This is a genomic window from Methanoculleus sp. UBA208, from assembly GCF_002498065.1.
Classification (GTDB): Archaea; Halobacteriota; Methanomicrobia; order Methanomicrobiales; family Methanoculleaceae; genus Methanoculleus.
The window spans coordinates 1-22,311 of record NZ_DAFZ01000052.1; the positions used below are offsets into that span (position 1 = coordinate 1).

21 protein-coding genes and 1 pseudogene are annotated in these 22,311 nt (G+C 62.7%); 8 read left to right on the forward strand and 14 right to left on the reverse strand.

Features of this window, described 5'->3' with window-relative positions:
• Positions 1-366 (forward strand): hypothetical protein (locus tag BRA62_RS05055; RefSeq protein WP_292365365.1); only part of this gene is annotated, 366 nt, incomplete at its 5' end.
• Between the two features lie 109 nt (positions 367-475).
• Here BRA62_RS05055 and BRA62_RS05060 read toward each other — a convergent pair.
• The 9 genes and pseudogenes from BRA62_RS05060 to BRA62_RS05100 form a co-directional block, all read right to left on the reverse strand.
• Positions 476-1,687, reverse strand: coding sequence for a hypothetical protein (locus BRA62_RS05060; protein ID WP_292365366.1), 1,212 nt, complete (start codon positions 1,685-1,687; stop codon positions 476-478).
• A 205-nt stretch (positions 1,688-1,892) separates the two neighbouring features.
• Positions 1,893-3,565: pseudogene (ilvB, locus tag BRA62_RS05065) on the reverse strand (biosynthetic-type acetolactate synthase large subunit).
• A gap of 400 nt (positions 3,566-3,965) precedes the next feature.
• Entirely contained in the window at positions 3,966-4,649 is a 684-nt protein-coding gene (locus tag BRA62_RS05070) for a sigma factor-like helix-turn-helix DNA-binding protein (RefSeq protein ID WP_292365367.1), read from the reverse strand.
• A 200-nt stretch (positions 4,650-4,849) separates the two neighbouring features.
• Positions 4,850-5,686, reverse strand: a complete 837-nt coding sequence (locus BRA62_RS05075) for a DUF3307 domain-containing protein (RefSeq protein WP_292365369.1) — start codon at positions 5,684-5,686, stop codon at positions 4,850-4,852.
• Between the two features lie 273 nt (positions 5,687-5,959).
• Positions 5,960-7,057: a DUF4367 domain-containing protein gene (locus tag BRA62_RS05080; RefSeq protein WP_292365370.1), complete on the reverse strand. Its 1,098-nt coding sequence runs from the start codon at positions 7,055-7,057 to the stop codon at positions 5,960-5,962.
• Positions 7,054-7,602: a hypothetical protein gene (locus BRA62_RS05085; protein WP_292365372.1), complete on the reverse strand. Its 549-nt coding sequence runs from the start codon at positions 7,600-7,602 to the stop codon at positions 7,054-7,056. Before BRA62_RS05085 ends, BRA62_RS05080 begins: the two co-directional genes overlap by 4 nt.
• A gap of 7 nt (positions 7,603-7,609) precedes the next feature.
• Positions 7,610-8,362, reverse strand: coding sequence for a carboxypeptidase-like regulatory domain-containing protein (locus BRA62_RS05090; RefSeq protein WP_292365374.1), 753 nt, complete (start codon positions 8,360-8,362; stop codon positions 7,610-7,612).
• 117 nt (positions 8,363-8,479) lie between these two features.
• The gene (locus BRA62_RS05095) at positions 8,480-9,196 is read right to left on the reverse strand and encodes a hypothetical protein (protein ID WP_292365376.1); all 717 of its coding nucleotides are present in this window, start codon (positions 9,194-9,196) and stop codon (positions 8,480-8,482) included.
• A complete protein-coding gene (locus BRA62_RS05100; RefSeq protein ID WP_292365378.1) occupies positions 9,193-10,797 on the reverse strand; it encodes a PQQ-binding-like beta-propeller repeat protein in 1,605 nt (534 codons plus the stop codon). Before BRA62_RS05100 ends, BRA62_RS05095 begins: the two co-directional genes overlap by 4 nt.
• Before the next feature lie 138 nt (positions 10,798-10,935).
• On the opposite strand from BRA62_RS05100, the gene BRA62_RS05105 reads away from it, so the two are divergent.
• From BRA62_RS05105 to BRA62_RS05120, 4 genes are all read left to right on the forward strand, one after another.
• The gene (locus tag BRA62_RS05105) at positions 10,936-11,703 is read left to right on the forward strand and encodes a winged helix-turn-helix transcriptional regulator (RefSeq protein ID WP_292365380.1); all 768 of its coding nucleotides are present in this window, start codon (positions 10,936-10,938) and stop codon (positions 11,701-11,703) included.
• 148 nt (positions 11,704-11,851) lie between these two features.
• Positions 11,852-12,244: a hypothetical protein gene (locus BRA62_RS05110; RefSeq protein ID WP_292365382.1), complete on the forward strand. Its 393-nt coding sequence runs from the start codon at positions 11,852-11,854 to the stop codon at positions 12,242-12,244.
• A 41-nt stretch (positions 12,245-12,285) separates the two neighbouring features.
• On the forward strand, positions 12,286-12,840 hold the full coding sequence (locus BRA62_RS05115; protein WP_292365384.1) for a GNAT family N-acetyltransferase: 555 nt from the start codon (positions 12,286-12,288) through the stop codon (positions 12,838-12,840).
• A 174-nt stretch (positions 12,841-13,014) separates the two neighbouring features.
• Positions 13,015-13,701, forward strand: a complete 687-nt coding sequence (locus BRA62_RS05120) for an Hsp20/alpha crystallin family protein (RefSeq protein ID WP_292365386.1) — start codon at positions 13,015-13,017, stop codon at positions 13,699-13,701.
• 17 nt (positions 13,702-13,718) lie between these two features.
• On the opposite strand, the gene BRA62_RS05125 is transcribed toward BRA62_RS05120, so the two are convergent.
• Together BRA62_RS05125 and BRA62_RS05130 are read right to left on the reverse strand one after the other, a co-directional pair.
• Positions 13,719-14,309, reverse strand: a complete 591-nt coding sequence (locus BRA62_RS05125; RefSeq protein ID WP_292365387.1) for a uracil-DNA glycosylase family protein — start codon at positions 14,307-14,309, stop codon at positions 13,719-13,721.
• On the reverse strand, positions 14,306-14,464 hold the full coding sequence (locus BRA62_RS05130; protein WP_292365389.1) for a hypothetical protein: 159 nt from the start codon (positions 14,462-14,464) through the stop codon (positions 14,306-14,308). Before BRA62_RS05130 ends, BRA62_RS05125 begins: the two co-directional genes overlap by 4 nt.
• Positions 14,465-14,566: 102 nt before the next feature.
• On the opposite strand from BRA62_RS05130, the gene BRA62_RS05135 reads away from it, so the two are divergent.
• The gene (locus BRA62_RS05135; protein ID WP_292365391.1) at positions 14,567-16,165 is read left to right on the forward strand and encodes a DEAD/DEAH box helicase; all 1,599 of its coding nucleotides are present in this window, start codon (positions 14,567-14,569) and stop codon (positions 16,163-16,165) included.
• 609 nt (positions 16,166-16,774) lie between these two features.
• On the opposite strand, the gene BRA62_RS05140 is transcribed toward BRA62_RS05135, so the two are convergent.
• Positions 16,775-18,034, reverse strand: a complete 1,260-nt coding sequence (locus BRA62_RS05140; protein ID WP_292365392.1) for a glycosyltransferase — start codon at positions 18,032-18,034, stop codon at positions 16,775-16,777.
• 321 nt (positions 18,035-18,355) lie between these two features.
• Here BRA62_RS05140 and BRA62_RS05145 point away from each other — a divergent pair, with 321 nt between their 5' ends.
• Positions 18,356-18,997, forward strand: coding sequence for an FkbM family methyltransferase (locus BRA62_RS05145; RefSeq protein WP_292365393.1), 642 nt, complete (start codon positions 18,356-18,358; stop codon positions 18,995-18,997).
• A 133-nt stretch (positions 18,998-19,130) separates the two neighbouring features.
• Entirely contained in the window at positions 19,131-19,586 is a 456-nt protein-coding gene (locus BRA62_RS05150; RefSeq protein ID WP_292365394.1) for an FKBP-type peptidyl-prolyl cis-trans isomerase, read from the forward strand.
• Between the two features lie 3 nt (positions 19,587-19,589).
• Here the strand turns inward: BRA62_RS05150 and polX are convergent, their stop codons facing one another.
• Both polX and BRA62_RS05160 read right to left on the reverse strand, forming a co-directional pair.
• Complete coding sequence (gene polX, locus BRA62_RS05155; protein ID WP_292365395.1) at positions 19,590-21,323, reverse strand: DNA polymerase/3'-5' exonuclease PolX; 1,734 nt, start codon at positions 21,321-21,323, stop codon at positions 19,590-19,592.
• A gap of 4 nt (positions 21,324-21,327) precedes the next feature.
• Positions 21,328-22,311, reverse strand: a 984-nt coding sequence (locus BRA62_RS05160) for an ATP-dependent DNA ligase (RefSeq protein ID WP_292365397.1), incomplete at its 5' end; no start/stop codon positions are given.

The following is a 22,311-nucleotide window of genomic DNA, read 5'->3' on the forward strand; positions in this document are numbered from 1 at the left end:
TGGAGGAATTCAACAAAGCCGACGCAGATGATAATTGTAAGGCACCTTCAGGGCAAATACAGCAGGACGCTCGTACAAGTTTTCTTGCAATCAAAAATCAAGGCGGTTCGGGAGGAAGTACTTCCGGCCGTTTCAAACCTCGGAACGGTATCGTTACGCGGCGGCGTGACTCCCGGGATGAAGAACGACCTGAATACGATCAACCTCGATATAATCCGGCATCGGCTGCTAAAAATCGATTACAGGTCGCTATTCGGGTATTTCCCGGTATGCCTGATAAATCCGGATATCAATGCCATAATGAGTATTTCAGGGAAAGCGGATAGTAATCGTAAGAGGATTAAAACAGGCGAGACGGCAGGATAAATCCCCGCGACGCTTCCCGGTGAGCCTGAAGAATCTCTTTCAACTATTTTTAATGAATCTCCAGATTCCGGGTTTTGATCGCCGTTTGCCCGAAAATGAGGGAGTGGTATTACGGCATCCTTCCCCTTCCCGCAAGCAGCACCATTGCGGCCAGAAGGGCGCCTATGCCGATACCTGTCCCGAACCCGGACGCAGGCACTGTTTCCGTACTGCCGGCATTCTCCTGTGCGTAGATGAGGTCTCCGTCAAACGACGGGAAATGCGTCTCGACCCACACCATTCGATCGCCGTCCATAGAGAGCTGGTCGGCCTGGCCGTCCACCGGGACCGTTTCGACCGCTCCGGTCTCCGGGTCACAGAGGAGGATTGTCGAACCCGGTGAATTCTCAGAGTAGACCCATCCGACTCGTTCTCCGTCGGTAAACGGCGAAGAGAGTGTCAGATCCTTCCTGCCCCCGGCCGGTGTATCGGAAGACTCCGAAAAAGCCCCCGTCACCGGATCGAAGTGTTTCGTCTCCCCCGTCGAGATGCGGTAGAGATACGGTTCATCGAACATCCCTTTATCGGGACCCTCGAAGTTGACGGTATGCTTGAGGTAGATCAGGTAATCGCCGCCCAGCGCATAATCTCCGACATCGGAGCCGGATTCGTTCCCGAAGACGTTCTGGAATACCGTCGTGTTCATCCCGGTCTTAAGAGAATACAGGTGAAGGCCTGCGGAATCCAGGTATGCGATATGGTCGCTGTCGAAGAGAACGCCCGCGGGATCGATGATCGGCAGCTCGCATACCTGTTCGCTCTCCCCCGTGCCGATGTCGTAGAGGAAGATCCCGACGTCGAACGAATCCCCGGACTCGTTTAACCAGAGAACCCGGTTGCCGTCGATCTTCGGCCACTCGGCAGTGCCCGGAGTATCGATGACCTCCAGAGAATCGTTTGGAAGCGAGTACAGGTAGACCCGGTTCGGTGCAGTCTCGGTCTCGTTCGTCTCGAAGTCCTCAACGGGGGTTTCGAACCATACTGCGTACTCCCCCGATACATCAGGCCCGGTTACCGTCATGTTCGCCGACGGGCTGCCGACGATCTTTCGTTCATCGGTCTGTAGTGCATAGAGGTAGATTCTGTTCTGCGACCGGTCCATCCCTTCCGCCCCCCCGAGGTAGACGATATGGTCGCCGGAGATCGTTCCTCCCAGAGCATCGGTGGTGTTTTCGGAGATGGTCGTTGTCACCCACCCGGGGTCTGCCGAGACGGGGGTTGCACACAGGATCAGAGCAATGAAAAAGGCCGGGATGCAGACGGCCAAAAACTTCCCACGCATGGTTTTAACTGTCTTTCTCCCGGGTGAAAACTGTGTTGCTCTGAATCTCCCGGGTTGAATCCGCAAAAGAGGAATCAGGGTATTGTCTGCATTAACTTCGGGCCGGCCGGGTAAACACTTCAGTTCATGGTGCCCGGTGTCATCGGCCGTGTGAGGGCCGAAATCCGAAAGCTGTCCGATCCGCCGAAGAAGGAATAGGGTGGCCTCACCCCGCACCGGGATCGATCATCGCATCGATCGCCGCCCCCGGGGGAACCATGGGAAAGACGTTCTCCTCCCGCTCGATCCTGAAATCGACGAGATATGGGCCGGAGTGCTCGAGTGCGTTCGAGAGCGCGCTCTTCACATCCTCGCCGGCCTCGACCGTCTCGCCCTCGATGCCGTAGGCCCGGGCAATTCCGACGAAATCCATCGGGGGAAGGTCGGTGAAGGCATACCGGCGGTCGTAGAAGAGCTCCTGCCACTGCCGGACCATGCCGAGGTACCGGTTGTTCAGGACCAGGATCCTGACGGGGATGGCGTACTGGGCAATCGTCCCGAGCTCCTGGATGTTCATCTGGAGGCTGCCGTCCCCCGCGATGAGGAAGACCGGTTCGTCCGGGCGGGCGAAGTGCGCTCCCATCGCCGCGGGAAGGCCGTAGCCCATGGTCCCGAGCGCTCCGGACGAGATCCACGTCCGGGGCCGCCTGAAGCAGTAGTGCTGCGCCGCCCACATCTGGTTCTGGCCCACCTCGCTTGCGATGATGCCGGACCCATTGAGGAGCGAACAGAGATCCCTGACGATCCGCTGCGGACGGAGACCGCCGTTCGGGCAGCGAAGGGGATGCTCCGCCTTCACCCGCGATATCCTCGAAAACCACGCATCACGCTCCCTCCTCTTCTGCATGAGCCCGAGCATCTCCGCCAGCACGGCCTTCGCATCGCCGACGATGGGGATATCGACCGGCTTGTTCTTCCCGATCTCGGCCGGATCGATGTCGAGGTGCACGACGGTGGCACCGGGTGCAAAGGTCTCGATCTTCCCCGTCACCCGGTCGTCGAACCGCACGCCGACCGCAAAGAGGAGGTCGCACTCCGTGAGCGCGGTGTTCGCGCACCGGGTCCCGTGCATCCCGGGCATGCCGAGGTTGAGCGGGTGGTCGCCTGGGATGAGCCCAAGCCCCATCAGGGTCGTCGTGACCGGGATGAGCAAGGTCTCCGCGAGTGCGACGACCTCCGCGGCGGCCCCCGAGGCCACGACCCCGCCCCGGCGTAGATGACCGGCCGCTCGGCCGCTGCAAGCGCGGCGACGGCCTTCTCGATCTGCATCCGATGTCCCCGAAAGCTCGGGTGGTAACCTTTTCGTGCGGCCGGTTCCGGGTGCCGCCCGTCATGCTCTATCCGGGCCTCAAGAACGTCCCGCGGCAGGTCGATGAGGACCGGGCCGCACCTCCCCGTCCGGCTGATAAAGAATGCTTCTCTCACGATGCCGGCAAGGTCCTGTGTCCGTTTGACGAGGTAGTTCTGTTTGGTGACGGGAGCGGTGATGCCCGTGATGTCCGCCTCCTGGAAGGCGTCGTTGCCGAGCGACGTCGTCGGAACCTGGCCGGTCAGCGCGACCATGGGCACCGAGTCCATGTACGCGGTCGCGATGCCCGTGACGAGGTTGCAGGCCCCGGGACCGGACGTCGCAAGACAGACCCCGGTTTTGCCGCTCGCACGGGCATAGCCGTCGGCTGCGTGTGCCGCCGCCTGCTCGTGCCGGACCAGGACGTGCCGGATCTCTGAGTCGTAGAGTTCGTCGTAGACGGGAAGGACTGCCGCACCGGGGTAGCCAAAGAGTGTCGTCACCCCCTGCTCCAGAAGTCCGTCGAGCAGGATGCCCGCACCGGACCGCATCATGCGACCACCCGGGGGAAGGCGAAACGGTTCCGGAGACATCCGTAGCCGGAAGGCAGGAATGTGCAGAGAGCCGCAAAATTGTCGTTAGAACACTTCAGAGGAACAGAGTCGGACTGTTCACAAATCCATCCCGCTGCAATACAGCGGCTGTACAAAACGATCCGTCATGGTTGTCCACCACACCGGATTGTGTGTTTTCCAGGGATATAAATGAATCTGGAGCGGGGCCGCAGGCGCTAAAATGCCGTCAGGGTTCTGCCGTTGAGATCCGGCCGGCACCTGGGGCCGTATGTCGTCCGGTGCGAGGAAGAAGTCAGTCCTCGGTGCCCTGGCACGCCGGATAGCCGGGCTCCAATCGCACCTCCCGCGTCCAAAGTTGCAGGTTGTAGCACCCACATCAGGTGTACGCCTCTTTTGCGAGTTCGACCCGTTCCCGGATCCGCAACCGGTACCATTCGAGGATCTTCTGGATGATATCGTAATCCGTCCCCCGCAGACGATACGATATCGCAGACTGGCTGGTGCCGACCCGGTCCGCGATCTCCTTCTGCGTGAGCCCTTCGAGCGTCAGCATCACGGCTTCGGCCTGCCTCTTCGTATAGCCGCCAATGATCCTGTCCAGAACGTCGCAGAAGATCGACAGCGTCGTATTAAGGTCCTCCCAGGGGGTTGTTACGATGATACCGCGCCCGGCTTTCTTCATGGCATCCAGTTCGAGGCCGGAGAGCCGGAATGCCTCGCCATCCCCCTCCCCGGCCGAACCGTCGCCCGGCAGGTACCGGACGGCCCCAACCCCGACCGCGATTCGTGCGTCCAGCCGGAGAGCGCTGTTGTCGCGATCGAACCCGGCGATGAGCTTGAGGCGCAGGAGGACCGCATCCTTGAGTGCCTCCTCCGGGTTTGAAGAGACGCCCTGAAAACTGTCTCCGCGGAATATCGAGAACGGCGCCGTGTAATCCTTCCCGATCTCTGCCAGCGTATCCTTCAGGCGGCGTATGCACACGTCACCGTATGCGTTTTTGATCTCCCGGGAGCGGACCAGATCCCCCGTGAGGACTGCGTAAACCCTTTTTTCCGTCATGACGTCATCGTCGCCTTCTCTTCAAGGTTCCTTGTCGGCCATTATTTATGAATGTAACTACTTATATTTACGAATTATAAGTAAAATTTATTATAACTTAATCTTATGGGCATATTAGCTCATAGAAATTGCACAAGCATCTTCATCGGCATTCACGCCCGGTAACCCCGCGACCGGGATTGTAACCGGATATTGAACATCTAAGATGCTTGAAGGAGTTCCAATAGATACTGGATGAACTGCTCGATCCCGCCCGGGTATACCAGGTAACCGGCGGCCGCCCCGATAAGGACCGCGATCGCGAAGCTCATCATCGTTCCTACGATGATGTACTCCGACCTCTTCGTGTCGTTGATCCGGAAAAGCCCCTTTGCTGCTATGAGGAATCCGATCGCCGTGTACTCGTTCACCAGGATGAACGTCACGATCAGGACCCGCTCGACGTATCCGATCAAACGACCGGCATGATCCAGCCCGTCCTCTTCCGAAGAATCCATATCCTTTCGCCAGGACCGGATGACGCTGCCGACCAGCATCCCGCCGGGCCGGAGGACCAGAAGGAATGCGATAACAACGATCCAGATTCGGATCATCTCAACAGGACCGCCGAACGGATAGGGGGCCGGGGTCTCCGGCGAGAGCAGCAACAGGACGATGAACAGAATCGCCAGGTGGGCCGCGAAACCAATAAAAAATACCCGGAAGGATTCTTTTTCAGGATCTTCCCCACGGTTCAACCTCTCTCGCAGGCCCGTCACCAGGCCGGGCAACACGCCGTCGATGACGAAGTGCGCGGCCGCAACAAAGACGAAAGCGTACAGGAAGATGTCCAGGAACCCGGGAAGAAGCCCCGGAAGAGACGACGGATCTCTCAGGACGAATATGACGTTCCAGAGGCCGGCAAAGAGAAACGTCAGCAATCCGGCCGTGAAGGCATGGTACGCCAGGTGCACGGAACGCCAGCCGTCCTGGGACCGATCCTTTGCCGGAAGTGCGGGCCGGAGAACAAACTCCACCACCAGGTATGCAAGAAACAAACGAAGGAACAGTTCGATACCGTGGGAGATTTCCATTGGAGTCAGGTAATTATTCTTCTGAACTCCTACATTACTTCTTCCATTCGTTCTGGAGGGAGACGAACTCATTTAAGGGGTTATTATTATTGAATCTCCCGGGAAATCCATTCATCCGAAATCCAGGGGACGGCTGCTCATCATGAGGGCCGCGCCGGGAAGTGAGTCCCGGAAAGGGCTCGTCACTCGCGGAGAGTGCCGCAGACCACCAGTATTTCCACGAGGTCCCCAGAACCCCTACACCCCCACTGATTCCGCCACCCGCACCAGTTCGTCCCGGCCGAGCATGCCGGCCGTGATCCGGTACGAGTATCCCCCGGCACTCCAGCGGAGCTGATCCCTCCCATCGGCGGAGACGTATTCAGCCTCCCGCCCATCGGCGAGGGTGACCGCCTCAGGCGTGCCGCGCAGCCCCGGTTCCTCCCGGTACGGGTCGTAGAGCCGTTCCATGATCTCCAGTTCCCCGGTACCGTCCGTGAACCGGAGCATCGTATAGCCGCCGGGGAGGAGCGTCCCTTCTTTAAAGGCATAACCCTCCGGGAGGTAGGACGGCACCAGAGAGTCCGCACCATAGTGCCGGGCGTCGTCGGTGCTCGAGAGGAAGAGCGGCGTGATCGCAGCCGTCGGCATCGGCCGGATCTCGACGCCTGCCGGCGGATCGAAGACGAAGAGGTCGTCCGGGAGCCCGGTGTTCGCCGAGGGGTCGGTATATTCGGCAGAGAGGATCAGGTTCCCCTCGTTGCCGTACATCTCCACGCCGAGGAGGAGCCAGGTTTCGGCGTCGATCCATGCCCTGCAGCGGTGCACCGCCTCCCGGTAGCGGGTGGGCGCTTCAAAGAGTTTTGATCCACCCGTGACCTCAAGGATATAGGCGGTCCGGCCGCCTATGGTCTCGCTGCCCCGGTACGAAGCGTTCTGCTTAGCAAGCGATCCGGCGACCGTCTCCGTATACCCCCGGACTTCCTCCGCCCAGCCGGGGTAGGGCGGCCCGGAGAAGGAGGCTGTTATATACGGTCCGGCGGCCGTCAGCGCCGTCTGCGTTGCCGGGTCGTAACGCCACTTCCGGGTGCCGTTCGAGACGACGACCGTCCCCGCGAGGTCCGCGGGTTTGAGGAACTCCAGCCGGTAACATCCAGGGTCTTTCCGAAACAGCCTGAGGGTGACGTTCTCGGAACCGGCAGTTATCGCTACGGTGGCGGAGAAGTCCGTCGCCTGCTCCTGTGCCGCGATGAACCGGGCGGCGGTCTCGTCCGCCGGCGGCGGGTCCGCGGCGGTGCCGAGGCACCCGGCGGTGCAGGCGATGGCAAGGAGGAGCGCGAGTATCAGGGGCTTCATTCGCAGGCCACCCCCGCCACGACGAGGAGGAGCCCGACGAGCGGCATGAGGAGGAGAGCATACACGGGCCCGATAAACTCCGTGATGCCCGGTGCGGGCACGGAAGGCGGGATGACGTTCAGGAACGCATCGAGGGCCAGGAAGAGCGAGGCGATGCCGAGAACCGCGACGGCGATGATCGGTATCCGCACCCTCTTCCTGCAGCCGTCCGGGAAGGAAGAGAGGAGGAGGGCCGCGACCGGCGGGAGAAGGAACATGATCTGGAAGGCGCGGTTCGCGAGAGGGTAAGGTACAGCCCACGTCACGACCCCCGTCCAGAGCGCAAGAGCGGTACAGACGGCCGCGAACGGGATGCCCCAGAACCACCGGGGCGACTCCCGCCGCATCGCCCGCAGGAACTGGGCCGACCCGGCGAGTGAGATGACGGAGAGCAGGAATATGACACTCCTGGAACCGACGGCACCCCGGGATGCGAGCGTCACCGGCATGACCGCCCAGAGGAAGAAGAAAACCGCACTCGCGGCGATGAGCGGGCCGGTCTTCATCTCTGCCTCACCCCTCCCGTCTCCTCCCCGCACGGACGGCCAGCAGCCCGCCCGAGAGCGCAAGGATGCCCGCCCAGGCAGAGAACCCGGGCGCGGTTCGGGCCTGCGGCGGCTCCGGCTCCAGTTCCAGGTAGAGGTGGTTGACGGTGCCCTCAAAGGCGACCTCGCGGTGCAGGGGGAGGTAGCCGTCCTTTTCGACCGAGACGGTCTGCCCGTAGCCGAACGCGTTCTCTATCAGGTAGCCGCCGTCGTCGGCGGTTTCGGCCGTCACAGGGTGCGGTCCGCTGGAGAGTGGCAGCACGGACTCGAACCTCACCGTTGCGCCCGGGACCGGGCGGCCGTCGGCGTCCCTCACCGTCCCGATCACGTAGATCCACGGCGGGGGAGGGGTATCGACGTTGACGTAGACGTGCAGCACCGCATCGGAGGTCTTCCCGAGGTTATCGATCAGGGTCACGGTGATCGTCTCGTTCCCCTCCGCGACCGGGACGGAACAGGCAAACTCGGTTCCGTTCCCGCACGAGACCATACCTGCGCTGCTCTCGACCACCACGTCCCGTATCCCGTTCGAGGCCCCGGCCCTGCCGACGACCGTGGCCTCGGGCGGGACGAGATCGCTCCATATGGTATCGTACTGCTCCGGGGAGGTGACAGAGAGGAATGTCGACGTCTCGACTGTTGTATCTCCGGCCGTCGCCGGGGCTGCAGCCGCAAAGAGCAGCACGAGAATGCAAAGGATCGCCTGAAGGTTGCGTGTCATTGCTCGACTCCTTAAATGAGCGGTTGGGAGGAATCGTTTATACCCTTTCTGTGCCGTTCGTCTCCGTACGCATGAGCACCTGACGGTGCTCATGCTCCGGACGTCCCGTCCGTCGCATCAGGTATACACAACCCTCTCCGCCAACCCGATCTCCCGGGGAGGAAAGACGACCAGCGCTTCCGGGTTCTCGTCGATCCGGCGTGAAGTTCGGTTATTGTTCGGATCGATCTCCGCAGGCTCGGGGAACGGGTAAATCTCGATGGTGTGCCAGGCCTCCGTGGTGGCAAAGGAGATCTCCTTTAAGGGGCGGAGCGTGCCGTTCTCGATGGCGTAGATGTTTTTGTAGGTGTCGTCGTAGGTCCGGTTCTCCTCGTGGTAAAAGACCTTCAGGTTCATCCCCCTCTCGCCGTAGGAGATCTCGCTAAACGGAATGCTGTCGACGGCGGCGAGGACCCCCAGCGGGTGGGGGTGGGGAGGCCGGTAATCGAGCCGCTGGGACGAGAGGTAGGCGCTCCCGTTCCGGAGGACGAAGGCGGAGTGAACCCAGGGCTCCCCCTCCATATCGGCGAAGAAGTGGAACCGGATCACGGTAAACGAGCCGTTTGCGTCGAAACTCATGTCGAGCCTCGCCCCTCTCGCCGTCCGGTTATCGAACGGGATCTGCTCTTCCATCGCCTCCCAGATCTCGATAATCGGGGGGTTGTACCGCTCCACAGGGAGGACCGGGACGGTCTCGTAGTCTATCGTCTCGTAGGCGGGCGAGACGTAGGAGGCACGCCAGAGGACGAACGCCACCACGATGGCGATGCCGAGCGCGAGCCACCGGTCCTTCATGCGGCCGTGCTCCCGGCGATGATGTAGCCGCCGTCTGCAGTGCCGATGCCACAGACCGAGTACAGGTCGATCTCGACCGGCCGCTCCTGCCGCCAGACCTCGTTGCCCGCAATATCCCTGCCGACGAGCGTGACGCCCCCATCGGCGGGAGCGATCGAGAGGTAGCCGCCCGAAGACAAGACCACAACCCCGCCGTCGTCATCGAGGGTGTGGAAATCCGTCATATTCCCGTTTTCGTCCAGTGAGAAGAGGTAGCCCTGGTTTGCCCTTTCAACGCCGCCCCAGATGTTTTCGGGGAAGGTCGTCGACCGGTAGAGGACGGCGAACCGTCCCGGTGCCGTCTCCCGGGCCCCCAGGAGTTCGTCGAGCCCCTCGCTTCCGAAATCCCGCTTCCAGAGGACGGTGCCGTTTTCGTCCAGACGGACCGCCTTTAGGTACGTCTCGAAATGGTCCCCTGCAAAGACGTGTTGCCCCTCTACGAAGACGAGAACGCCACCCTCAGGGGCCGGATAGATCGGGTGGTAGTCGATACCGCCTGCGTCGTCGAGCGAGACCTGCCAGAGCCTTATACCGTCGCCATCAAAACAGGCGACCTGATCCTCCCACGCCGCGATGGAACGGCCGTCTGTATGAGCGAGCAGGGAGACGGGTGCCATTCCCGGGCTCTCGTTGACGAAGGACCGCTCCCAGACCGGCTCTCCCCCGGCATCGACGCGGACGATCCCGGGCATCTCCGTGGCCGCCAGGAACCCCCCGCCGGACGCCGGGACGAGCGCGGTCACGCGCCCGAATCCGGTCTCGATCACCAGCCGGTCGAGGGCGTTCCCGCGTTCGCCGTAGGTGAGGATATGCACCGTGTTCGCCTCCCGGCCGTATTCCGTGACCCCAAGAGCGTAGCCGCCCGGGAATTCGGCCAGGACCTCGGGCCGGTCGTAGGCGTCGATATCGGCCCGTGCCTCCCACTCGATATCGCCTGCGGCGGATACCTTGAGGATCAGGATATCGGTCTCCGGTGCGGGCGCACCGCCGGAGTAGGGCGCGGGAGGAATGACGCCTGCGGCGATGCCGCCCATCGCAAGGAGCGGCGGGACGGCGATGAACGCGACCGCGACCGCCGCGAGCGGGAGGACGTTCCTGTAATCTCCCGACCGCTCTCTCTTGAGGGACGACGCGACCAGTCCCCCGAGTCCGGCCACCAGCATCGCGCCGCCCACGAGGAGGAGGAACTGGAACCACGTTCCGGCGAGCGACTGGACGAGGTAGACGGGATCGGGAACAAACAGCAGTGTTCGGGCGGTGATCGCGGCGATTGCGCCTGCGAGGACGGCAGAAAGGAACCGGGTGCTTCGGGCGGCGGTGCCGTTCGCGTACGCCGTAAGAAACCCGGCAAAGAAGAGAACCAGCAGGATCGAGATAAACGTCTGCGTGATCCCTACCCCCAGGAAACCCTGGTTGTAGGCGGACGGGTCGCTCCAGCAGCACGAGAGCGCCTCCACCACCCCGAGGAAGGCCGCCCCGGCAAGGAGCCCGATACCGGCCGGGACGGCGACGATATGGCGGCGCGGCACCGCCGCAGGCACCTGTTCTCCCGGATCCGTCATGGTGGAAGCTGGGGCGCGAGATTATATACGGTTTCTGTGCCGGCTGTCTATCCATAAGCCCCGGTTTCCCCGTAGCCGGGCGATGATGGCCGCCGACAAAGCGCAAAGGTCAAGAGTCCGCGCCCCAATTCCTGTAACATGCGACGCCGGACGGCTGCCGTACTCCTGATCATTCTTCTCGCCGCTCTTCCCGCCTGCGCGGCCGCTACGGGCTATACGGTCATGCCGGCCGGCGACTACGTACCCGACGGCCCGCCACAGGACCCGATACCCGTCGAGTGGTGGCAGGTTCCGCCCCAGATCCTGATCTGCAGTCTTCTCATGGATACATCCCCTGAACTCCTGATCATCGTCAACGTCCTGTTCCTGTTGAACGTCTGGCTCTTCTTCGGCTACCGCCGCATCGCAAAACGCGCCGCACTCGAACATGAGACCCGGACGGCGATCTACAACCATATCAGCGCCCACCCGGGCATCCGCCTCGGCACCCTCGCTCAGGACCTCGGGATAAACCGGGGAACGCTGAGGTACCACCTCGGGAAACTGCAGGAGTTCGGGATGATCGCCACCGCCGCCGTCGAAGGCCGGACGGGATACTTCGAGAACCGGCAGAAGTATTCCCTTCTCGAAGAGAAGGTGCTCATCCACCATAGAAACCCGAACACGCGGGAGATCCTCGTCATCCTGCTGGAGAGCCCCGGGGCATCACGAAGGGGACTTGCCGAGCGGCTCGGGATCACCGCCTCGTCGGTCTCGTGGCACATACGGAGGCTGAAGGGCGACGGGATCGTGCTCCAGGAGAAGGCGGGAGGAGACGTCCGGTATTCCCTATCGAGCGAGTCGGCGGTGTTTGTCGGGGAGCGGGTGGGCGGCAGGCCCCATAGATCGCCGCGGCCGGGATCCTGAGTGCAGGCCCCCCCGGGTACCTCTAAAGATCCAGAACGGAGAAGAAGCATCTATCGTACTTCAGCGTTAAGGGGAATGAGAGGACAATCGAGCAACGGGAAATCGTGCACGAAGAATTCACAGCGATACAGGTAAAGTAAGGTACATTATGCCATTCCAGACAGAATTTTCCTTTACGCTGCCCCGGGGGTATCTCGATCCCGACGGGGATCTTCACCGGGAGGAAGTCATGCGCCTCGCCACGGCTGCCGACGAGATCCTCCCGATGAAAGATCCGAGAGTACAGGCAAACCCGGCATACCTGACCGCCATCCTGCTCTCGCGGGTGGTAACAAAACTCGGCAGGATCGAGAGCGTCAATACCCGGGTCATCGAGAACCTGTTTGCATCCGATCTTGCGTACCTGCAGGATTTTTATTGCAGGATCAATGAGGGAAGCACGGCAGGCGTCAAAGCCGTGTGCCCGAAATGCGGACACCGGTTTGAGGTAAAGGTGGTCCATCGGGGAAGTGACCGGCTACCCTTCAGAGCGCCTCTATGACGAGGTAGTGAGGTTATCGGCCAATTATCCAGGTGAACAAAGTGAACCCCTTCCACATCCGCACCGAACGCCTCGACCTGATCCCCGCCACGCTCGAGATCCTTGAGGGCGACCGGGATGACCGTCAAAAACTCGCCCGCCTCCTCTCCGCCGCCGTCCCGGGATCGTGGCCGCCGCCGCTGCTCGACGAAGAGACACTCGGGGAGTTCATCAGGATGACGGCGGAGAACGCCGACCCGTTCTTCATCACCTGGTACTGGGTGCGCGACGACCCGGCGGAGGGGGCGCGGGTCCTCATCGGCAGCGGGGGGATCGCCTCGGCGCCCGCCCACGGCACGGCGCTCATCGGCTACTCGGTGCTTGAGGAGTTCCAGTGCCGCGGGTATGCGACCGAGGCGGTCCGGCATATCGTCGCCACAGCCTTCGCCCTCCCCGGCGTCCGGCGGATCATGGCGACGACCTATCCGGACCTCGTCGGGTCCATCCGGGTGCTGGAGAAGAACGGGTTTACCTGTGCCGGCAAAACCACCGCCGGGGAGGGGTTTGAAGAGGGGACGAACGTCTACGTGCTGGAGAAAAACGCCGCTCCGGTCTGAGGCCGGAGGAGCGGGCATCGGCGCAGGACGGCACCAGAGAGGAGTTGGTCGTCCCCCAGTCGCTCGCGTTCACGCCGTCGCCCCTGGCCTGTCCCGCACAGGAACATATATAAAGTGTTCGCACCCTGTGAGCCTGCCGATACTGACAGAAGAGTGAGGCAGGAAGCGGTAACCATGGCATGGAGAAGACCGGCACGTGAATTCTGGACCGAATTCGACACGATGCTCGGAGATATGCAGAGGCAGTTTGGCGAGGTGATGGAGCGCCTCTCGGGAGCCGCACAGCAGGTACCCCTGCCCGGCGGAGCCGGGGCGATGATCGATGTCCTGGAGCACGATGCGGACGTCGTGGTCGTTGCCGACCTCCCGGGGGTGGGGAGGGAAGGGATATCCGTCCGGCTTCTCGACCCGAGGACGCTCAGGATCACCGCCCGGCGGGAGGAGGCGAAAGAGGAGAGAGAGGCGGGGTATCACATGCGGGAGCGGAGGATCGGCGCGATCTCCCGGACGGTCTCCCTCCCCACCGATGTCAGGGACGAGGGGGCGACCGCTACCTTCAAGAACGGCGTCCTCGAGGTGCGGCTGAAGAAGGTCGCCCAGATCCGCGGTAAGGAGATCCCGGTGGGTGCAGAAGCCGGGCAGGCCGCGGAGCAGCGGAGAGAGCAGGTAGAAAAGGAGTACCGGGAGGCCCGGGAAAAGGTGGAGCCGTCCGGGTACCTTCGTTCCCGCGACGTGATGGAAGAAGCGAAGGGGATCGAGCTCGAGGAGCGGGGAACCCCCAAAGAGCAGGAAACGGCCGCAAGGCTCCGCAGGCAGAAGGAAGAGCTGTACGAGGAGGGAAAGAGAAAACTCGCGGGGTAGGCGGCACGGAAAGCCCGTCATCCCGTGAGATCCCGGATGAACTCGAACCCTGACTCGATCGTATCCAGGTAACGCCGGTTGCGCCCGCCCGGATACGGCAGACAGAGAAGCCGGCTCTCCTCGAAGAGGGTCTCCCGGAGATGCCCCGGGATCCCGGTGATCGTTCTGGCACCGGAAAGAACGCTCGCGTAGGGCTCGACATGACGGAGACCGGCAAGCGCCGTATTCCCAAGGGCGACGACGCACTCGGGTGCAAGGGCAGCGATCTCCGGGGCGAGGGTCTCGCGGGCGCTCATCCTGACGAGATCGGTTGGGATGACCGGCTTCCTGTTCTTCCGAAAGACGCACCTGACCGTGTCGACGAGGAAGGAACCTTTAGCGGCGAAGAGTTCGAGGTTCTCCCGGCGCGACCCTCCGTCGAGCCCGAGCAGCGAGAAGAGGTTCTCCGCGAGCCCCCGGGAGAGGGGCGGGGCGCCGGGACGGCACGGCGCGTCGTAGCGGTCATTCCAGAAGTAGGGGTACCCAGGGCTCCTGCAGTCGGCCGGTTCCGCGACCTCGCGCCGTCCGGCGGCCCTGGGCGGGGACTCGGCGACGAAGAGCACCTTCACGCGGCCGGGTCTCCGGGACGCGCGGCCCCACAGGCATCGTGGGGCAGGAGGCCGGGCAGGAGAACGCCGCGGAGGTCAGGGCGCTCACGTGCGTAGCGAAGGTAGACCTCACGCATCGCAGCGGCGCTCACCGGCAGGGAATACCGAAAATCCATCGCTGTATCTTCGCCTGCAACATGGATATCGCTGCCGGATGCCGGACCGATCCCGGCGAGGGATGCGACATATAAAGAGGTAGCAACGCCAAGAAGTGGTGAATGGAGAACAATATCACCTTTAAGGAATTCAATATCTCGCCAAAGACGCTCCAGGCAATAGAAGATATGGGCTTTGAAGAGCCCACGCCCATCCAGGTCAGCACGATACCGGCGATACTCGACGGACGCGACGTGACCGGCCAGGCCCAGACCGGGACCGGGAAGACGGCAGCGTTCGGCGTTCCGGCGATCGAGCGTGTCGACCCCGACAGTCGGGAGACGCAGATCCTCGTCCTCTCTCCCACCCGGGAACTCGCCATCCAGACCGCCGAGGAGTTCGCCCGCCTGGCGAAACACCACCGGGGCATCAACATCCTCCCGATCTACGGCGGGCAGCCGATAGACCGGCAGTTCCGGGCGCTGCAGCGCGGTGTCCAGATCGTCGTCGGGACGCCGGGGAGGGTGCTCGATCACCTCGACCGCGGGACCCTCTCGTTTGCCGGAGTGAAACTGGCCGTTCTCGACGAGGCCGACCAGATGCTGGATATGGGCTTTCGGGAAGACATCGAGAAGATCCTCGACGATACCCCGCGGGACCGCCAGACGGTCCTCTTCTCGGCAACCCTCCCAAAACCCATCCTCGAGATCTCGAAGAAGTTCCAGAAGAACCCCGAGTTCATATCGGTCGCACGCAAGGAAGTGACCGTCCCGCAGATCGAGCAACTCTACCTCGAGGTGCGCAGCAGGGACAGGCTCGAGATCCTCACCCGGCTGCTCGATATGTATGACCCGGAACTGACCCTGATCTTCTCGAACACCAAAAGGGGTGTTGACGACCTGACCACGCACCTCCAGGCCCGCGGTTACTTTGCCGAAGGCCTCCACGGGGACATGAAGCAGACCCTGCGGGACCGGGTGATGGCGAAGTTCCGTGCAGGCAGCATCGACATTCTGGTCGCGACAGATGTTGCCGCACGGGGTATCGACGTCGAAGACGTCGACCTGGTCATCAACTACGACGTCCCGCAGGATATCGAATACTACATCCACCGCATCGGCCGCACGGCACGGGCCGGACGCACCGGGCGGGCCGTCACGTTCGTGGGCCCGAAGGAGTACTTCAAGCTCCGGACGATCCAGAACTACACCAAGATCAAGATCGCCCGCATTCCGCTCCCGACACAGGGAGACGTCGAGGAGAGCAGGACGCGCAAACTCATCGACCGGGTGCAGCAGGTCATCAACGAGGGCGGCCTCGAACATTACGCGAATCTCGTCGAGCGGATCATATCCGAAGACTACACCTCCCTCGAGGTCGCCGCCGCCCTCCTGAAACTTGAGCTCGGCGGGACCGGGCCTGCCGACAGGGGCCAGGGCCTGCCGCAGGAGATCGGGCCGGCCCAGGGGCGGGCTCTGCTCAGGATCCCGGTCGGGAGAGAGCACCAGATCCGGCCGAAGGATATCGTCGGAGCGCTCGCGGGCGAGACCGGGATTCCCGGCAGCGCCATCGGTGCGATCAATATCTACGACACCTACTCCACCGTCGACGTGCCCCTCGATGCAGCGGACCGGGTCATCGAGGGGATGAAAGGAAAGACCATCGCCAGGGTCAGGCTGATCCGGCCGATCGAGATCGTCGGGGCGCCGGGCGACCGGTAAGGGCATATTACGGACCGGTGTCGAACGGAACCGGTTTCCTGGAATTCCTTTTTCCCGGGCCGGTGCAAAGCGCCGGAAGACTCGAGCCGCGCCGGAAGGGCCGCGGAACAGAACCGTCACGCATCCGAAACGCTTTCTCGGAAACCGGGACCGTTTCGAACGCGAACCGGCGGGAATGCCTCACGACAACCCGGGGGTGCGGCGGGATTCTCCCGGGTAGCGGCACCTATTTCCACCAGGGGAAACGACTATATACCCTGGTGTGTATTCTTCACCGTCGGGGGGTGGTGGCATCAATAGGTGTAAACGCAATCTTCAGAATCTTCCGGAGTCTCATCGCCATCGAAAAGAAGGAGAATTATCTGCCCTGTAACCCGCATATTGACGATATATATTCATGAGAAGGTGTGCTGCAAAACTCCTGCCCGGGTTTGACCAGCCATCTCTGCCACCTGCCCTGCATCAGGGGGCGCGACGGGGCAACCCGACCCGAAGCGTCTTCTTCCGGAATTCCGCACGAATCTGCCGGGAGGGGGCGGCCGCGAGCTCACGGCCGCCTGTTGACGTTATTGAGGTGATATATTCTTTTTTTGGTGCGTTTTCTGCTCTTCAGGTATTCTGAACCACGAGCTCCGCATTCAGCATGTCCAGGTAGTCGGAGAGGAGGCGGGTGATCAGGAAGTTCTGCCGGACGTGCTCCTTGCCGGCCCGCCCGAGCCGCTCCCCGAGCTCCGGGTTCTCGAGGACCTGCCGGATCCTCCAGGCAAACCCGTCCGTATCGGTCGGTTCGAGGAGGAAACCGGTCTCGCCGTCCTCGATCTGGAGCGGTATGCCGCCGACGCGGGACGCAATGACCGGCCGCCCCTTCCAGAGCCCTTCGGTGACGGTCAGGCCGAACCCCTCGCGGAGCGACTTCTGGAGGATGACGCACGAGACCCGCTGCAGGGCGTTGACCAGCAGGTGATCCTCGGCGGTGATCAGGATGACGTCGCCGGCGTCGATGAACTCCCGGGCCTTCTCTTCGACCCGCCGGTAGATGGCCCAGCCTTCGGGGTCGTCGGGGGCCATGCTCCCGCAGAGCACCAGCCTGCAGTCGACGTGCTCGCGCACCCGGGCAAAGACGTCGACGACGCCTTCGGGGTCCTTCCACTTGTCGAACCGCGAGATCTGGGTGATCAGCGGCTTGTCGATCGGCACGCCGTACTTCGTAAGAAGTCCATCAATCTCCGCTTCGGAGAGGTCGCGGTTCTTCTCCGAGAGCGGATCGATCGCCGGCCGGCAGATCCACTGCTCCATCGCCATCCCCTTGCGCCGGTACTCCTCGTGCGAGATGACCATCCGGTCGTAGTCCAGGACGAAGTCCTTGAGGAACTCCCAGAGGTCCGTGTTCGGGTTCGAGAGATCGACGTGGCACCGCCAGACCCAGGGCTGGGTCTTCTGGTAGAACCGGATCAGGGGCAGGGGCTGCGGATCGTGGATGACCACCAGGTCGTGGTCGATCGCCATCTGCCCGGAGAAGCACTCGTTCGTCCGGAGGTAAAGGCCCTTTTCCTCGTCCGAGAACATGATCGCCTGTCCCTGGAGCGCGTTGTGGAAGTTCTTGGTGATGGTGAAGAAGTCGCCCTCGCCGTTCAGGATGTTCCACTGTGTTCTGATCCCGACGTCGTTCATGAGCGGAACCAGCGAGAGGATCATCTCCGCTACGCCGCCGCTCTGGTATGTCGAGTTCACGTGAAGGACCCTCTTCCCCTGGAGCGCCGCCGCCTTGCGGTAGAGCCCGGAGACGACATCGTCGCCGACGATGGGCCGGTGGTCCTCGAGTGTCCGGCCGTTGTCGCAGATGCAGGTTATTCCATCCATGTAGGCCATTGCATATCTCCCCCTCAGAGACAAGTCTACTGACTTACTACACAGAGCATCTGTACCCACGGATTAATAAATATATGGATGTAAAAATAATTATTTTAATCAAGATTTTAGTCGATAAGAGAGACTATAGATGCCGAATATGAATTCGAACAACATATATTCATGACGTGCAAGACGAAAAAGGTTAATAAGGTGACAGAATTCTGGGCCTTCTGGATGGCGCTTCCCCGGGGAGCGCGGGGGCTCCGTTCGCGCGACGCGCCACCCGAAGCACGGGGAGAAACGCCCATATAAACCGGAATCTTACCATTATACGGTGCGATGTATCGAAAGCACGCCGGGAAAACCGGCAGCGAACCAGGGTGCACACCCCTGTTCACCACCTTCGACGGCGTAACCTTCAGGAGAATGCCGCCGGGAGCCGACGCCGTCTACGTCGTCGGCGAGTACCGCATCGGCGACATCCGGCCGGACGATATCGTCCTGGATCTCGGGGCCAACGTGGGTGCTTTCTGCATCCGTGCCGCCCGGCGCTCAAGGCGCGTGCTGGCCGTCGAACCCGTCCTCACCGACGCCCTGCAGGAGAACATCGGAAGAAACGGCGGTGGTGTCATGGTGGTCGACGGTGCGCTCGGCACGGGGGAGAGTGTTCGGATCACCTGGGGAGAGAAGACATGTACCGTGGCGACCCGGACCCTCGGGGAGTTTGCCGCCATGGCCGGAGGATGCGACTTCCTGAAGTGCGATTGTGAAGGGGCGGAGTGGTCGATCCGGCCCGAAGACCTCGACGGCGTGCGCCGTATCGAGATGGAACTCCACATGCCGCCGATCGGGGGGCCGATGAACAGGGCGCTTCTCGACTACATCGGGGAACATTACGATTTCGAGATCGAGCGGAAGCCCGGCTACGACGTGAAGGGCGTGATGGGAGTCCTGCACGCCGTCCGGAAGAACGGCAGATGACAGACGGGGATCGCATCACCCTCCTCACAGTATTTCCTGGAATTCCGGGAGATTGCACCAGATGCCGGCAACCCTGCCCGGGCCGGCAAGCATAAATAGGAACCCGCGACAACGCTCCCAGCGGTGAAGTAGTATGGCACAGGCAAAAGAAGGCGACACCGTCAAGGTGCACTACACAGGAAAACTTGAAGACGGAACGGTCTTTGACACATCAGAAGAACGATCGCCACTGGAGTTCACCATCGGCAGCGGGCAGATCATCTCCGGGTTCGAACAGGCCGTGGTCGGCATGGAGCCGAGCGAGGCAAAAACCGCCACGATCCCGCCCGAAGAGGCATACGGTCCGCACCGTGAGGACATGACGCTTACGGTGGACCGGGGACAGTTCCCTGAAGACATCAAACCCGAACCCGGCCAGCAACTCCAGGTCCAGCAGCCCGATGGCAGGGCGGCCATCGTCACCGTCAGCGACGTCTCGGAATCGACCGTGACGCTGGACGCGAACCACCCGCTGGCCGGACGACCCCTGACGTTCGAGATCCGGCTCGTGGACATCGTCGGCGCTGCACAGGAGCAGGCAACCGGGTAATCCCTAAGACCTCAGTAATTTTTTTAATTCCGGAAGCGGGCGGGTGTTGACGATATCGCCGGCCGTCAGCCATCCCCGCCGGGCGGTCGCGATGCCGAACTCCATGTACCGGAGGTTCTCCCGGCTATGCGCGTCCGAGGCGAGCGAGAACCGGACGTTGTGCTCACGGGCCGCGCGGGCGTTGACGTCGGAGAGGTCCAGCCTGCCCGGGAACGCGTTGATCTCCATAAGAACCCCGAGCGCCGCCGCGGCATCGAAGATCGCGCCGAGATCGATCCGGTAGGGCTCCCGCGAGAGGAGTATCCGCCCTGTCGGGTGGCCGATGATGTCGACGTGATCGTTGTGCATCGCCGTGAGCACCCGTTCGGTCATCTCTTCCTCGGACATCTTGAACCCGGAGTGGACGCTCGCCACCACCACGTCGAGGTCCGCAAGAATGCTGTCCGGGAGGTCGATCTTGCCGTCCATGCCGATGTTGCACTCGGTGCCGGCTAGAAGGGTGAAGTCGCCGTCGCTCTCCCGGTTGATCCGCTCGATCTCGCGCATCTGGTCGGCCAGGCGCCCCGGGGAGAGGCCGCGGGCGATGTGAAGGGTCTCAGCATGGTCGCAGATGGCGATGTACTCGTAGCCGAGCGCTCGCGCCGCCTCCGTCATCTCCTCGATGGAATGGGCACCCTCACTCCAGCGTGTGTGGACGTGGAGGTCGCCTTTGATCGCGTCGTAGCCGACGAGGCCGGGCAGGTTCCCGGTCCGGGCGGCCTCGATCTCGCCCCGGTTCTCCCGGAGTTCCGGCTCGATCCAGGCGAGATCGAGGGCCCGGTAGACTCCTGCCTCGTCTTCCCCCGCGACCGTCCGGCCGCTTTCGAGGTCCACGAGCCCGTACTCGTTCAACCGCCAGTTCCTCGCGATTGCAAGCTTCCGCAGAGCAATGTTATGCTCCTTTGAACCCGTGAAGTACTGGAGCGCAGCCCCGAAATGCTCGTCCTCCACCACCCGGAGATCGACCTGGATGCCGGTCGCGAGCACCACCGAAGTCTTCGTCGTCCCCCGGACGAGGACGCGCTCGACCCCGGGGAGGGTGGCAAAGACCTCCATCACCTCCTCCGGGCGCGAGGAGGTCGCGAGGATGTCCACATCCCCGATCGTCTCTTTTCTCCGGCGTATCGATCCGGCGAGGCTCACCTGCCCGACAGTGGAAAGCGATGAGAGGCGCCGCTCGATATCCCGGGCGACGGGCAGGATGTAGCCGAGGAGGCGGCGCTCTTTTGCCATCCTGCTCACCCGGATGCTCGCGAGGATGTTCTGTTCGGTCTTCTCTGCAAAGCCGGGGAGGTCGCGGATCCGGCCGGCCAACGCCTTCGCCTCCAGGTCGTCGATGGTCCGGATACCGAGTTCCCGGGAGAGGGCGATCGCCTTCTTCGGCCCGATCCCCTCCAGCCGGGTCAGGTACTGTACGCCCTCCGGGAGTTCCTCGCGGAGAGACATCAGGTACGCGAGGCTGCCGGTCTCGACGATCTCCCGGATTTTTTTGGCGATGCCCCTGCCAACCCCGGGGATCTCGTCGAGGTCTCCTTCCCGTGCGACGTCGGCGATATCCTCCGGCAGGGTCTCGATCGCCTGTGCCGCCCGTCGGTACGCCTGCGGCTTGAACCGGACACCCTTGATCTCGAGCAGATCGGCGACCTCGTAGAGGATCGCCGCGACCTCCATGTTGGTCACCCGTGAAAGGCTCTCCATACCGTCACACCTCTCCCTGCCGGCGGAAAATGGCCGCGATCTCGGCGGCCGTCGTCGCCTGCTCGGGGCTCTTCTCGTCCCGCCACCGCACGAACCTCGGGAACCGCAGGGCGAGACCCCGCCGCCGCTCCGGGTCCCAGTTGCAGGTATGGACGGGGCTCTCGGTGATCTCGAGCCCGAGAACCTCGACGACCCGGGCCGGCGCGAACCAGAAATCCGGCGCCGCCTGCGGGTTCACCATCACCCGCGCCGGCTGCCGGTCCACCTTTGCCGCGGCAAGCCGGCGGGGAAGGTCCGAGAGGTCGACGTCTGAGAACCCCGCCCCCATGCCGCAGACCGTCTGGAAGAGATCCTCCTCGTGGTTATAGGCGGCGCAGAGGACCGAACCGTAGGTCCCGGCCCGCTTCCCCCGCCCGGCGTTGGCGCCGACGATGACCAGGTCGAGCGTATCGGATAGATCGGGGCCATAATCGCTCTTCCACTTGATCCACTGCCACTCCCGCGCCCCCGCCCGGTAGAACGAGTCATCCGCGCACGATTTGCAGACGACTCCCTCGAGTCCCCGCTCGATGCAGGCGAGGTAGAACTCCGTGATCCCGTCGGTGTCCCCCGTTACAATGCGGTCTGCGGGGGAGATGTGCTTATCCCGGCCGATGACCTCCTCGAGCTTCGCCCGGCGCTCGGGGTAACTGCGGTAGAGACAGGACTCGCCGTCTACGTAGAGGAGGTCGAAGGCCCGGTAGGTTGCGGGGATCTCGCCGGCGACCTCGCTGACCCGGTACTTCCGGCGCCGCCGCATCAGCGCCTGGAAGGGCCGGTAGGTGCCGGTCTCGTGGTCGAACGCGACCGCCTCGCCGTCGAGGATCGCCGTATCGGCCGTGACATACTGCCGGACGTGGCGGACGATATCGGGATACTGGTGGGTGACGTCGGTCAGCCGCCGCGAGAAGAGGGTGACGTCGTCACCGTCCTTGTGCGCCTGGATCCG

Bases quoted from the DNA above. Each gene is read 5' to 3' on its own strand.
- BRA62_RS05060 (WP_292365366.1), bottom strand. From the start codon at position 1,687: ATGCGTGGGAAGTTTTTGGCCGTCTGCATCCCGGCCTTTTTCATTGCT.
- BRA62_RS05070 (WP_292365367.1), bottom strand. From the start codon at position 4,649: ATGACGGAAAAAAGGGTTTACGCAGTCCTCACGGGGGATCTGGTCCGC.
- BRA62_RS05080 (WP_292365370.1), bottom strand. From the start codon at position 7,057: ATGAAGCCCCTGATACTCGCGCTCCTCCTTGCCATCGCCTGCACCGCC.
- BRA62_RS05085 (WP_292365372.1), bottom strand. From the start codon at position 7,602: ATGAAGACCGGCCCGCTCATCGCCGCGAGTGCGGTTTTCTTCTTCCTC.
- BRA62_RS05090 (WP_292365374.1), bottom strand. From the start codon at position 8,362: ATGACACGCAACCTTCAGGCGATCCTTTGCATTCTCGTGCTGCTCTTT.
- BRA62_RS05095 (WP_292365376.1), bottom strand. From the start codon at position 9,196: ATGAAGGACCGGTGGCTCGCGCTCGGCATCGCCATCGTGGTGGCGTTC.
- BRA62_RS05100 (WP_292365378.1), bottom strand. From the start codon at position 10,797: ATGACGGATCCGGGAGAACAGGTGCCTGCGGCGGTGCCGCGCCGCCAT.
- BRA62_RS05105 (WP_292365380.1), top strand. From the start codon at position 10,936: ATGCGACGCCGGACGGCTGCCGTACTCCTGATCATTCTTCTCGCCGCT.
- BRA62_RS05110 (WP_292365382.1), top strand. From the start codon at position 11,852: ATGCCATTCCAGACAGAATTTTCCTTTACGCTGCCCCGGGGGTATCTC.
- BRA62_RS05120 (WP_292365386.1), top strand. From the start codon at position 13,015: ATGGCATGGAGAAGACCGGCACGTGAATTCTGGACCGAATTCGACACG.
- BRA62_RS05130 (WP_292365389.1), bottom strand. From the start codon at position 14,464: ATGGATTTTCGGTATTCCCTGCCGGTGAGCGCCGCTGCGATGCGTGAG.
- BRA62_RS05135 (WP_292365391.1), top strand. From the start codon at position 14,567: ATGGAGAACAATATCACCTTTAAGGAATTCAATATCTCGCCAAAGACG.
- BRA62_RS05140 (WP_292365392.1), bottom strand. From the start codon at position 18,034: ATGGCCTACATGGATGGAATAACCTGCATCTGCGACAACGGCCGGACA.
- BRA62_RS05145 (WP_292365393.1), top strand. From the start codon at position 18,356: ATGTATCGAAAGCACGCCGGGAAAACCGGCAGCGAACCAGGGTGCACA.
- BRA62_RS05150 (WP_292365394.1), top strand. From the start codon at position 19,131: ATGGCACAGGCAAAAGAAGGCGACACCGTCAAGGTGCACTACACAGGA.
- polX (WP_292365395.1), bottom strand. From the start codon at position 21,323: ATGGAGAGCCTTTCACGGGTGACCAACATGGAGGTCGCGGCGATCCTC.